The 12,347-nt window shown below is 65.0% G+C and carries 10 protein-coding genes and 2 pseudogenes; 6 read left to right on the top strand and 6 right to left on the bottom strand.

Annotated features, from left to right (window positions below):
• Positions 1-17: 17 nt before the first annotated feature.
• Positions 18-1,379, bottom strand: coding sequence for an Nramp family divalent metal transporter (locus EN846_RS31940; RefSeq protein ID WP_128346340.1), 1,362 nt, complete (start codon positions 1,377-1,379; stop codon positions 18-20).
• A gap of 230 nt (positions 1,380-1,609) precedes the next feature.
• On the opposite strand from EN846_RS31940, the gene mntR reads away from it, so the two are divergent.
• The gene (gene mntR, locus EN846_RS31945) at positions 1,610-2,065 is read left to right on the top strand and encodes a manganese-binding transcriptional regulator MntR (protein WP_187331431.1); all 456 of its coding nucleotides are present in this window, start codon (positions 1,610-1,612) and stop codon (positions 2,063-2,065) included.
• A 97-nt stretch (positions 2,066-2,162) separates the two neighbouring features.
• The gene (locus tag EN846_RS31950; protein ID WP_127393220.1) at positions 2,163-2,351 is read left to right on the top strand and encodes a hypothetical protein; all 189 of its coding nucleotides are present in this window, start codon (positions 2,163-2,165) and stop codon (positions 2,349-2,351) included.
• 18 nt (positions 2,352-2,369) lie between these two features.
• Here EN846_RS31950 and EN846_RS31955 read toward each other — a convergent pair whose 3' ends face one another.
• Positions 2,370-4,421, bottom strand: coding sequence for a hypothetical protein (locus EN846_RS31955; RefSeq protein WP_245493360.1), 2,052 nt, complete (start codon positions 4,419-4,421; stop codon positions 2,370-2,372).
• 182 nt (positions 4,422-4,603) lie between these two features.
• Between EN846_RS31955 and EN846_RS31960 the strand changes: the two genes are divergently transcribed.
• Together EN846_RS31960 and EN846_RS31965 are read left to right on the top strand one after the other, a co-directional pair.
• The gene (locus EN846_RS31960; protein ID WP_127393219.1) at positions 4,604-5,518 is read left to right on the top strand and encodes a neutral zinc metallopeptidase; all 915 of its coding nucleotides are present in this window, start codon (positions 4,604-4,606) and stop codon (positions 5,516-5,518) included.
• Positions 5,519-5,682: 164 nt separating this feature from the next.
• Positions 5,683-6,951, top strand: coding sequence for a TCR/Tet family MFS transporter (locus EN846_RS31965; RefSeq protein WP_127393218.1), 1,269 nt, complete (start codon positions 5,683-5,685; stop codon positions 6,949-6,951).
• 13 nt (positions 6,952-6,964) lie between these two features.
• On the opposite strand, the gene carA is transcribed toward EN846_RS31965, so the two are convergent.
• On the bottom strand, positions 6,965-8,170 hold the full coding sequence (carA, locus tag EN846_RS31970; RefSeq protein ID WP_128346341.1) for a glutamine-hydrolyzing carbamoyl-phosphate synthase small subunit: 1,206 nt from the start codon (positions 8,168-8,170) through the stop codon (positions 6,965-6,967).
• A gap of 321 nt (positions 8,171-8,491) precedes the next feature.
• Here carA and EN846_RS31975 point away from each other — a divergent pair, with 321 nt between their 5' ends.
• Positions 8,492-8,941: a GatB/YqeY domain-containing protein gene (locus EN846_RS31975; RefSeq protein ID WP_127284896.1), complete on the top strand. Its 450-nt coding sequence runs from the start codon at positions 8,492-8,494 to the stop codon at positions 8,939-8,941.
• Positions 8,942-8,974: 33 nt separating this feature from the next.
• Here EN846_RS31975 and EN846_RS31980 read toward each other — a convergent pair.
• Positions 8,975-9,960, bottom strand: a pseudogene (locus EN846_RS31980) (hypothetical protein).
• A 124-nt stretch (positions 9,961-10,084) separates the two neighbouring features.
• Between EN846_RS31980 and EN846_RS31985 the strand changes: the two are divergent.
• Positions 10,085-10,642 carry a GNAT family N-acetyltransferase gene (locus EN846_RS31985; protein WP_127393204.1) on the top strand — a complete coding sequence of 186 codons (558 nt, stop codon included), beginning with the start codon at positions 10,085-10,087 and terminating at the stop codon, positions 10,640-10,642.
• Positions 10,643-10,730: 88 nt separating this feature from the next.
• Here the strand turns inward: EN846_RS31985 and EN846_RS31990 are convergent, their stop codons facing one another.
• Positions 10,731-11,912: an MFS transporter gene (locus EN846_RS31990; RefSeq protein ID WP_127393205.1), complete on the bottom strand. Its 1,182-nt coding sequence runs from the start codon at positions 11,910-11,912 to the stop codon at positions 10,731-10,733.
• 100 nt (positions 11,913-12,012) lie between these two features.
• A pseudogene (locus tag EN846_RS31995) lies at positions 12,013-12,216 on the bottom strand (DUF2061 domain-containing protein); the annotation flags it as partial.
• Between the last annotated feature and the right edge of the window lie 131 nt (positions 12,217-12,347).

Here is a 12,347-nt window from a genome sequence, read left to right on the forward strand (position 1 = left end):
GGCGACGTGCATTGTTCTCAGCCGAAGCCGGCGATGGTGTCGTAGAGCAGCTTGAAATTGAGCACGAGGATGACGGCAGCGACGACCCAGGCGAGCATGGCGACCGCGCGCGGGATGGCGAAATTGCCCATCTTGTTCTTGTCGGAGACGAACTGCACCAGCGGAATGACCGCGAAGGGCAACTGCATCGACAGGATCACCTGGCTGAACACCAGCAGCTGGCCGGTGCCCCTCTCGCCGTAGAGCGCGGTGACTATCACCACCGGAACGATGGCAATGCCGCGCGTCAAGAGGCGGCGGGCCCATTGCGGGATGCGCAGGCGCAGGAAGCCTTCCATGACGATCTGGCCGGCAAGCGTCGCCGTGACCGTTGAGTTGAGGCCGGAGGCGAGCAACGCCACGGCGAAAAGGATCGAGGCGATGCCGAGGCCGAGCAGCGGCGACAAGAGCTCGAAGGCCTGGCCGATCTCGGCGACGTCCTGATGGCCGGTGCCATGGAAGGCCACCGCCGAAACGATCAGGATGGAGGCGTTGACGAACAGCGCCAGGACCAGTGCGATGGTCGAGTCGGTGGTCGCCCACTTGATCGCATCGCGCTTGCCCCGGTCGGTGCGTTCATAGGCGCGGGTCTGCACGATCGAGGAGTGCAGGTAGAGATTGTGCGGCATGACGGTGGCGCCGATGATGCCGATGGCAATGTAGAGCATCGCCGGATTGGTGACGATCTCGGGCGACGGCACGAACATCGAATGCAGGATCGAGCCGACCGGCGGTGCGGCGGCGAAGATCTGGATGGCGAAACAGCCGAAGATGATGATCAGAAGTGCGATGACGAAGGCTTCGAGATAGCGGAAGCCCTTGTTCATCAGGAGCAGTACCAGGAAGGCATCGAGCGCGGCAAGCATGGCGCCGCCGATCAGCGGGATGCCGAACAGCAGCTGCAGCGCGATCGCCGTGCCGATGACCTCGGCGAGATCGCAGGCGATGATGGCCAACTCGCAGGCGATCCACAGCAGGAAGTTGACGGAGCGCGGATAGTAGGCGCGGCAGGCCTGGGCGAGGTCGCGGCCGGTGGCGATACCGAGCCGGGCGGCAAGCGCCTGCAGCAGGATCGCCATCAGGTTCGACAGCATGATGATGAACAGCAGCGTATAGCCGAACTGGGCGCCGCCGGCGAGGTCGGTTGCCCAGTTGCCCGGGTCCATATAGCCGACCGAAACCATGTAGCCCGGGCCCATGAAGGCGAACAGGCGGCGGAACCAGATGCCGGTCTGCGGCACGGTGATGGAGGCGTTGACCTCACGCAGGCTGGGCTGTTCGTCCTCGTCAGGCCGGGCAAAACGCCACGCGGATCTGGATACGGCTTCTGCGTCGGACATCAGGGATTTCCGCTGGAAAGGGTCGAGGTTGGCCCTTATCTATGCCACGGCTCAACATTATGCAATAGGCTATATTTCATTGTTTATGCTTTTGCGACGATGCCAACGGGCGGAGCGACCAGGCTCCTGACCCCGTTGCGCCTGCCGCGGAATGCAAATAAACGGCCAGACCAGCCGGGCTCCGTGCTATGACTACGGGCCCGATTCAACGTTGTTTAGAGGGCCGCGCATTGGCGCTAAGGAACAGACCGGTTCGACGCGAAGAGCCGCTTCCGGACGCCGATGTCCATTCGGAGGGCTTCCGGCAGACGCGCGAAGCGCGCCGCGGCGCGCTCGTCGAGGACTATGTCGAGCTGATCGCCGACCTCATCGAGGATGGCAACGAGGCGCGGCAGGTCGACATCGCGGCCAGGCTCGGCGTCGCCCAGCCGACGGTGGCGAAGATGCTGACCAGGCTCTGCGCCGACGGACTGGTTTCCCGGAAACCCTATCGCGGCGTGTTCCTGACCGAGGCCGGCCGCAAGGTCGCGGAGGAAAGCCGCATCCGCCACCAGACCGTGGAAGCCTTCCTGCGCTCGCTCGGCGTCAGCGCCGAGACGGCGCGCATCGACGCCGAGGGCATCGAGCACCATGTCAGCGCCGAGACGCTCGAAGCCTTCCGCAAGGCGATGATCGCGCCGCGCTGAGCCTCGTCAGCCGCCGTGCTTGGCGGGCGAAACCCCGGAACCCCGATACGTCCAGAACGTTGCTCTTCGGCGCGATAGCCGCGCCAGGGAGGAAGAGATGGGCGTTGAACAGGCACCGACCGCAAAGGGCAAGCAGGCCGCAAAGGGACTGAGACAGGCGGCGGCGAAAGACGAGCGCAAGACCGAAGCCGAGACCGGCCGTCCGCTGGAAAAGGGCGCGGCGCGTTTCGAGGAGCGCTCGAAAAGTTCCGACGGCAAGAGCGCCGGCAGCAAGCAGAAGCCTTGAAGATTCCAGCCGGCGCGTTCACTCCTCGGTGTCCTGCACCCAGCTGCGTGGATGGCCGTCGACGCGGAACTGGAAGATGAAATAGGGCGGGATGCAGGTGCCCTTGCCGGGCTTGGCCTCGGCCAGGTCTTCATAGCCGGCGGTGCAGATATAGTCCTCGCGGCAGGGATGCGTCTTGTCGCAGGCGCGCAGGCCGGCGGTCTTGGTGAATTCCCTTGTGCAATATTTGTGGTCCTTGCCGGAGCCGATGCAGTCGTTGAAGCCGGTCTTGGCGAGCCGCCCGCAACTCGCCTCGTCGGGCAGCTTGTCGCAACTGGCCTTACGCAGCATGCCGCCCGGAAAACCGCCGGTCTTCTGCTCGGGGTTGTCGTAGCGCTGGCGCGCCGCGCCATAGCCGGCAAGCTTGATCGGCGGCTTCTTGTCCCTGGCCGGGTCGATGGCGCAGGCTTTCGCCGTCGCCGGCGAGAGGCGGCAATACTGGTCGCTGCCCCATTTCGACATCCTGATCTCGCCGAACTCGACGGTGTCGCCGACCGCGGTTCCGGCCTCGCTGACGCAGGTGCCGAAGCCCGGATGGATGGCGCTTTCGTGGACGCCGGCGCAGCGCAGGCCTTCGCCGCAGGTCCAGTCCTTGAAGCTTTCATCCGTGCCGCGATAGCAGATCGAGCCCCAGCCATTGTAGAGGTCGGTGCCTTTCAGGGCGTCGGCGAATTTCGCATCCGGACGGGCGGCGAAGCCCTTGCTGAAATCGGGATGCTCGCCGGCGGCGAACTGCTCGACGATGGCCAGGCGGCGCGGCAGGTCGGCGAAGAAGACCGCCGAGCCCGGCACGAACACGGCGTTGCGCCGCGGCTCGCTGGCCGGATCGGCGCCGGTGTAGTGGAAACCGGCGATGCCGTGGGTCTGGTGGCAGCCGGTGCAGCTCATCTCGTTGAGGCGCAGATTGAAGCCGGCCACCGACTTTATGGAGCGCAGCGCGTTGCCCCTGGCGACATAGTCCTTCAGCGCCTTGTCGACGGCGGCATCATCGAGCAGGCCATAGGCGATGTTGTTTTGCGAGCGCGCCATGCCGCCAGGCGCTACCGAGACGGCGCTGGTCGCCAGGAATTTATCGTCGACGATCAGCCGGCCGCGATCGAGATCGTAGATGTTGCGGTCGGTGAGCAGCCATTTGGCGAAGGCCTGCCGGTCCGCCAGCACCGTCTTGCGGTCGATCTGGTTCTCCATCCGCGATTCCTGGAAGGTGGCGGTGGCCGGATCCCATTTGAAGATCTTCAGCAGATATTCGGCGTGGCCGCCGAAATCGCGGCGGGTCGAGGCCGACAGGCGCAGCACCTGCATGTTGAGCTCGACCCGCATGATCTGCGAGGAATTGAGCATGGCGCCCGACAGCGGGCCTTCGTCGGAGCGCAGCCAGGCCGCAAGCTGCTCGGGCGCAAGGTCCTTCCCGCCGGCCGCCAGCCAGCGCCTGGCGACGTCGGCGCAGGACCCATCGGCGGCGCGCGGGCGATCCTTGGAGGCGCGCCCCGTCGCGGCAGTCGGCTTGGCGTTGAAGACCAGGCTCATCGTCAGCGGCAGCCGCGAGGAGACCCGCTCTCCGGGCTTTTCCTCGACCGAATAGTGGAAACGGTAGATCAGCCGGATCTCGCCGCATTCGGTGTGGCCGAGATAGCCGCGATCCATGCGGTTGACGACGCCGGTGAGGTCCAGCGTCGAGCCGTTGTCGTCGATGTATTTCGGATTGAACTTCTGGCTCGTGTCCTTGGACTTGGCCAGTCCCGCGACATAGGGATCGGGACTTGCCGCGGGCTCGTCGGCGATCTCCTGCTTGACCGCATTGCGCACCGGGGTCAGCGCGCGCACCGAAAACAGGCCGCGATTGTCGACGTCGCGCGTCAGGCCGATCGCCGGGCCGAGCAGTCGGCTGATCGACAGGCCGCCGCGCTCGAGCGCCTGCAAGGTCGCGGGGTCGGTGACGGCGACGCTGGAATCGAGCGTGGCGGCAGGCGCCGCCCCAGCGCCGAAACCGGCCAATACCAGCAGAAACAGGAAACGGCCGATCGTCCGCAAGCGCCCCTCGCATCCCCTTGTCCGGCGCCATGCTACAGGCCTTGCGCCGCCCATTCCAGCGCCGGTTTGCGAGCGAAAAATGCTGTGACTTGCTGCAACCATTGGGATAATTGTTTGTTGGGTCTGATTGGCACCAGGATGCCGGCCTGGCCGTTTGGAAATTCGCATCGCGAGGAGTTGCCATGCTCTGGAGAGGCCGCCGTCAGAGTGACAATGTCGAGGACGAGCGCAGCGACACGGGTGGCAGCGGCGGATTCGGCGGCGGCAGCCCGGGCCAGTTCCGCATCCCGATCGGGGGCCGCACCGGCGGCGGCTCAAGCATCTTCATCGTCATCCTGGTTGTGCTGGCCGGCTGGTATTTCGGCTTCGATCCGTCACAGATACTGGGCGGCGGCGACAGCAGCGGCCAGATCACCGACGACAGCGGCAGCGAAGGTGGCGGCGCGGGGGCCCCGGCTTCCGACGAGATGAAGCAGTTCGTCTCGACCGTGCTTGCCGAAACCGAAGACACCTGGAAAGGCATCTTCCAGGCCAATGGCCTGACTTACGAAGATCCGAAGCTGGTGCTGTTCAGCAGCCAGATACGCTCGGCCTGCGGCTTCGCCTCGGCTGCGGCCGGACCGTTCTATTGTCCGGGTGATCACAAGGTCTACCTCGACATGACGTTCTTCCAGCAGCTCGACCAGCAGTTCGGCGCTTCCGGAGAGTTTGCCCGGGCCTATGTGATCGCGCATGAGGTCGGCCACCATGTGCAGAACCTCACCGGCATCCTGCCCAAGTTCAACAACATGCGGCAGGGGATGAGCGAGGCCGACGCCAACCACATGTCGATGCAGGTCGAACTGCAGGCCGACTGCTTCGCCGGTGTCTGGGCGCATTACACCGCGCAGAAGGGCATTTTGGAACAGGGCGACATCGAGAGCGCTCTCAATGCCGCCAAGCAGATCGGCGACGATACGCTGCAGAAGAAGATGCAGGGCTACGTGGTGCCGGAAAGCTTCAACCACGGCACATCGCAGCAGCGTCAGACCTGGCTGGCTCGTGGCTACAAGAGCGGCAAGCTCTCGGACTGCGACACGTTCAACAATCCGATCTGAGGCGGCGCATCGGGGTTCCTGCTACGGCGATCGGCATCGGCCATCGCGGCAACTGATGTCAGGATGAGGCAGTTGCCGTCGTTCCCTCATTGTTCTTGGTGGCGGGCTCGCCTATAAGGTGCACCCGCCTTTGCTGCAAGGCGGCCGAGGAGCTTGACACCATCATGATCGACCCCAAGACCGCCAGGCGGGGCCTTGCGCTCGTTTTCACGACGCTGCTGCTCGACATTATCGGCTTCGGCATCATCATGCCGGTGCTGCCGGCCTATCTGCAGGAACTGACGGGGGTCGGCGTCAGCGAGGCGGCGATCGAGGGCGGCTGGCTGTTCTTCGCCTATGCGGCGATGCAGTTCGTGTTCGCTCCCGTCATCGGCGGGTTGAGCGACCGCTTCGGACGGCGGCCGGTGCTGCTTGCCTCCGTGCTCACCTTTTCGATCGACAATCTGATCTGCGCCATCGCCTGGACCTACCCGATGCTGTTCATCGGGCGCCTGCTGGCCGGCATCTCCGGCGCCAGCTATTCGACGACCTCCGCCTTCATCGCCGACATCTCGACCGATGAGAACCGGGCGAAGAATTTCGGCCTGCTCGGCATCGCCTTTGGCGTCGGCTTCGTCATCGGCCCGGTCCTGGGTGGGCTGCTCGGCACGTTCGGGCCGCGCGTGCCGTTCTATTTTGCCGCCGGGCTTGCGTTCGTGAATTTCCTGATCGCGCTGTTCCTGCTGCCGGAGACGCTCGACGACAAGCATCGCCGCCGCTTCGAGTGGAAACGCGCCAACCCGGTAGGCACGCTCATCCAGATGCGCAACTACCACGGCATCGGCTGGATCGGCCTAGTCTTCTTCCTGATGACGCTCGGACACATGATGTACCCGGCGGTGTGGTCGTTCGTGTCCAACTATCGCTATGGCTGGAGCGAGCAACAGATCGGCTTGTCGCTCGGCGCCTTCGGCCTGTGCGGGGCGATCGTCATGGCCACCGTCCTGCCGCGCGTTATCCCGAAGCTCGGCGAGTGGAGGACGGCGGCGATCGGCCTGACCTTCACCGCGCTCAGCGCCTTCGGCTATGCCTTCGCCTCACAGGGCTGGATGATCTATGCGGTGATCGTCGTCGGCTGCCTGGAGGCACTGGCCGATCCGCCGCTGAGAAGCCTTGCCGCGGCCAAGGTGCCGCCTTCGGCGCAGGGCGAACTGCAGGGGGCGATGACGTCGATCTTCTCGATCACATCGATCATCACACCGCTGCTCTACACGGGGATCTTCTCGTGGTTCACCGGTCCGAACGCCCCGGTCGTGTTCGGCGGCGCGCCCTATCTGCTGGGTGCGGTCTTCCTCACCCTGGCGGTGATCGTCTTCGTCACGAAAGTCGCCAAGCCGACGCCGAAGGAGGTCGAGCGCATGCACGCGCAGGAGGCCGTGACCGATCCGGCTTGAGAAGTTTGATCTGCTAGGCGCGTTCGGCCAGCGCCGGCTCGCCGCGCTTCTCGCGGATGAGGTTGACGAAGCGGCGGAACAGATAGTGCGAATCCTGCGGGCCGGGCGAGGCCTCGGGGTGATGCTGGACCGAGAACACCGGACGGCCGGTGAGCGCGATGCCGCAGTTCGAGCCGTCGAACAGCGAGACATGGGTCTCCTCGACGCCTTCCGGCAGCGAGTCGGCGTCGACCGCGAAACCATGGTTCATCGAGACGATCTCGACCTTGCCGGTGGTGTGGTCCTTGACCGGATGGTTGGCGCCGTGATGGCCCTGATGCATCTTGGCGGTCCTGCCGCCCAGCGCCAGCGCCAGCATCTGGTGGCCAAGGCAAATGCCGAACACCGGGATTTCGGTCTTGAGCAGGTCCTGGATCACAGGCACCGCGTAGTCGCCGGTCGCTTCCGGATCGCCGGGACCGTTGGAGAGGAAGATGCCGTCCGGCTGCATGGCGAGGATTTCCTCGGCGCCGGTCTTGGCCGGCACAACGGTGACCTTGGCACCGAGGCCGGCGAGCAGACGCAGGATGTTGCGCTTGACGCCATAGTCGATAGCAACGACGTGCAGCGACGGCTCGGCCTGCTCGCCAAAGCCTTCGTTCCAGACCCAGGGCGTCTCGCGCCAGACGGAGGATTGCCCCGAGGTGACCTCTTTGGCGAGGTCGAGGCCGATCAGGCCCGACCAGGCGGCGGCGCGCCGCTTCAGATCGTCGAGGTCGAAGACGCCGTCCGGCGCATGCGCGATGACGGCATTGGGCATGCCCTTTTCGCGGATCAGCGCGGTCAGCGCGCGCGTGTCTATGCCCGAAAGCGCGACGATGCCGCGCTTCTTCAGCCATTGGTCGAGATGGCCAGCGGCGCGGTAGTTGGACGGGTTGGTGACATCGGCCTTGAACACGGCGCCGACGGCGCCGGCGCGGGCGGCCGGGTTGAGGTCCTCGATGTCCTCGTCATTGGTGCCGATATTGCCGATATGCGGGAAGGTGAAGGTGACGATCTGGCCGGCATAGGATGGGTCCGTGAGGATTTCCTGGTAGCCGGTGAGCGCGGTGTTGAAGCAGACTTCGGCGACCGCCGATCCGGTGGCGCCGAGGCCGCGACCCTCGATGACGGTGCCGTCGGCAAGCACCAAAAGCGCGGTCGGCTTCTCGGTATTCCAAGGGGCAGTCGTCGTCGCCATGGCGGCACTCCTGTAAGGCTGCGTTACAGCGGGTCTGGGACCAACTGCGCAGCAAACGGCGCGGAGCAGCGATTTCTGCGGCTTCCGCGCGTCAGTTCTTCTCGCTCATGCCGTTTTCCCAAAACCGCTATGCACTTTTGGGCGGCATGAACTCATTGTCTCATGCAGGACCGAGTACATAGGCGAAGGCGCCAAAGCGGTCAATGCGGTGGCCGGAAACCAGTCCCGATTTTGTTTCTCCAGCAATATCAGTGGCTTGCCTGGATTTGCTTTGCGCGCGGGGCAAAGCTATTGTCCGCGCCGTTCGAAGGAGAGAGCACGATGCGCGAAAAAATCGCCGAATCCCTGAAGAGCGCGATGAAGGCGCAGGACAAGCACCGCTTGCCCACTCTGCGGCTGATCCAGGCCGCCATCCACGACCGCGACATCGCCAATCGCGGTGCCGGCAAGCCGGCCGCGAGCGAAGAAGAGATCCTGCAGATCCTGGCCAAGATGGTGAAGCAGCGCGAGGAATCGGCGAAGGCTTTCGAGGACGGCAAGCGGCCGGAACTGGCCGCGCAGGAGCGTGGCGAGATGGAGATCATCCGCGGCTTCCTGCCGACGCAGCTCGACGATGCCGCCGTTACGGCTGCGGCACGCGAGGCGATCGCGGCGACGGGCGCCGCCAGCCAGAAGGACATGGGCAAGGTGATCGGCGCGCTGAAGCAGAAATATGCCGGCCAGATGGATTTCGGCAAGGCGAGCAGCATCGTCAAAGGGCTGTTGCAGTAACCTGCGCTCGCCCGCTTCACGGGGGAGGCGGCCTCACGACCCCTTGCAGATCGGCAGCGGCTGCGGCGGCGGCGCCGGATGGTCCTTCTTGTACTGGGCAATGATCGGCTCGAGGGTCTTCCTCGGCCAGAATTTCGGCCTGCCGATATCCTTCAGGCAGGATGCGTTCCAGTAGGCGCCCGAAGCGGAACGGCCGCCCGCCACGGCGGCGATGTCTCCCGATTCCGGATAGATGTAGAGCGTCGTCGGGTTGCCCTTGACCATCGCGATGAGCTGCGCGGCATCGGTTGCCGACCAGCTGGTGCAGCCATTGCTGCGGCCGCCGGCATAGTCCACCAGCTTGCCGAACGGCACCATGCCGTCATGGTCGGCGTAAGAGCTGTTGGGGTTCTTGCGCAGGCACATGCCGCGCAGAACCTGGGCCGCGTGGCCGCCAATCACGCGCTGCCTGGCATTGGCGGCTTCGCCTTCGCCGTCGAACTGGATGAAGGTGCGCAGGAAAGCCGTGTCCCGTCTTGCGCCGGTGCGATAGAAGCCCTTGAACGAGGTTTTCGCCTCGCGGGTCATGTAGGCGCCGCCGGCGGTCAATTCCGAATCCATCGCATTGCCGAAGTTCCTGGCGCATCGCCTGCCGTTTGAGAAATCGACGGTGCCTTTCAGGTTGCGGCCGCCGCCGTGGCCCGACGAGATCGCGTGAAACGACTGGCTGGCTTCGCAGATGATGTAGTAGCGGCGCCCAGCACGCCGTTGCCGAGATCGCCGGGGCGCGTCGCATCCATGGCGAAGTAGCAGGGGTTGCTGACGGCGCCGGCGGCCACTTTTTTCAGGTAAAGCGCGCGCGCCCGCTCCAGAACGACCTCTGCGATCTGGCCATCGCCCTCGCCAACATGGGCCTGCAGCCAGGCCGGAATGCCGGACGGTTGCAGGGCGGCGAAAGATCGAGGCGAAGCCGTCAAGGTGACGACAATGGCAAGGAGGCTGAGGATAGCCACACCCAGCGGAACAGATCTCAACCGCACCAACTCATCCCCGTCAACGCATTGTGTCTTGCGATGAATCACCTGGAGGCGATCATAAAAGGTCTCGCGCCAATCTGCGAAACACTTCTAGTTTAGCTGCCCACCCCAAAGCCGGAATGGCATCATGGTTGAAATCGTCAAGCCAGCACTCGAACACCTGCCGTCCTACAAGGCGGCGCTGGAGCGCGGCTGGTCGCCGGACAATGTGCGGCTTGAGGAAGCGACGCGAGAGCAGCTCGCCGCCATCGAACAGGACCCGTTTGCGTTCCTCGCCGGTCTCGACGATCCCGGAGGCAGGGGGCTGCCGATCACGCTGCCGGACGGCACGACGGTGCCACGGCTGCCCGGCTTCCGGCGCTGGATCTGGGACGGCGAGGCCGCCGGCTCGATCGGCTTCCGCTGGCAGCCCGGTACGGCGGCGCTTCCCTCGCATGTTCTCGGTCATATCGGCTACGCGGTGGTGCCGTGGAAGCGAGGGCGTGGCTATGCGACCGAGGCGCTGCGGCTGATGCTCGACGAGGCGAGGGCGGTCGGCCTGCCCTTTGTCGAGATCACCGCCAAGCCGCAAAATTCGGCCTCGCACAAGGTGATCCTGGCCAATGGCGGCAGGCACGTCGGCCGCTTCTTCGAGGACGCAGCCTATGGCGGCGCCGAGAGCCTGCGCTTCCGCATCGATCTATAGCGGACGATGGCAGCCTGACGATCTGATTCAGGAGGGCGCGACAACGCGTTGTTTTGCCGTGTCTTCTGGCGCCGTGGCCGAGGCGTCGCTACTCGGCTGCCGCGGGCAGCGGCGGCGCCACGCGGCTGCGCCCTTCCCAGACTTGCGAGGCCACCGCCACGGCGACCGCGACCAGCATGGCCAGCGCGCCGACCACCGGCAGGCTACGGTAGCCGTAGCCGGCATTGAGCATGGCCGCACCCAGCGAGGCGGCGAGCGCGATGCCGACATTGAAGCCGGAGGGGATGAGCGAGGAGGCGAGATTGGAGGCGTCCGCCGTCCAGGCCAGGATGCGGGTCTGGATCGGCGCGCCGATGGCGAAGTTGAGGCCGCCCCAGATGACGATCGCAACGACCATCGGCACGGGGTAGGGGCTGACGGCATAGATGACGCCAAGCACCAGCGCCTGCAGGAGCAGCATGGTGATCAGCGACGGCATCAGCTTCCAGTCGGCCAGCTTGCCGCCGAGGAAGACGCCGATGGTTGCGCCGACGCCATTGAGCAGCAGCACCCAGGGCACCAGGCTCTCATCGAGGCCGGTGACTTCGAGCAAGGTCGGGGTGATGTAGGTGAACAGGCCGAACTGGCCGATCATCAGCATCAGCATCAGGATGAGCGAGGTCCAGACCTGCTGACGTCCCAGAACGCGGACCTCGTGCGAAAGGCTGGCGGGGCTGTTCGACGAACCCGCCGTGCGGGGCAACAAAGCAAGCATGGCGGCAATTGCCGCCACGCCCAGCGCGCCCATCACCCAGAAAGTGGCGCGCCAGCCCCAGAGGTTGCCGATCGCGGTTCCGGCCGGCACGCCGATGACGTTGGAAACGGTGAGGCCGGACAGGATGACCGCCACCGCCATGCCGCGCTTGTCTTCCGGCACGAGGCCGACGGCCACCACCATGGCGACCCCGAAATAGGCGCCGTGCGCCACGGCGACTGCAATGCGCAGAAGCAGCATCGAGGTGAAGTCAGGCGCCAGCGCGCAAGCCGCCTGGCCGATGGTGAAGGCGATGGCGAGGCCTATGAGCAGGGTCTTGCGGGAGATCGTCTTGGTGGCGAGTGCCAGCAGCGGACCGCCAACGGCAATGCCGCAGGCGTAGCCGGAGACCAGGTAACCGGCAGTAGGAATGGAAACGCCGAGGCCGCCGGCGACCTGCGGCAGCACGCCGGCGATGACGAATTCCGTGGTGCCGAAGGCAAAGGCGGCGATGAACAGGGCAATGAGAGGAAGCATGGCGCGGCAAGCGATCCCAAATGAGATGGCCTCAAACCATGGATGGGCGCCGCCGGCAATGCAGAAAATGTCGATGCCGCTTTAGCTTTTCTTGACCGGCTCAATCCGGTCGGTCAGCTGCCGATGGGGCCAGGAAGGCCGTCTTCCTGCCGTAAGGGATTTTCAGCCATGCCCGTTCATGGAGATAGTAGAGCAATGACTTGGTGACGACCTCGGTGGCGCCGATGGCGGCGGCCAGCTTGACGCTGCCCGTTACCACCAGCGAGATGATCATCGTGTCGATGGTGCCGGTGGCGCGCCAGGAAAGCGCCTTGGCGAAGCTGCGTGAATGGGTGTCCGTCGCCGATCATCCTCCCAGTAGACCTCACACGATCCTTAGCCGAGAGACGAGAGGATGAGCAAAGACAAATTCTGATGGGACTGAGGTGATGTCGC

Origin of the sequence: Mesorhizobium sp. M4B.F.Ca.ET.203.01.1.1, assembly GCF_004791025.1 — a bacterium.
Lineage (GTDB): Bacteria > Pseudomonadota > Alphaproteobacteria > Rhizobiales > Rhizobiaceae > Mesorhizobium > Mesorhizobium abyssinicae.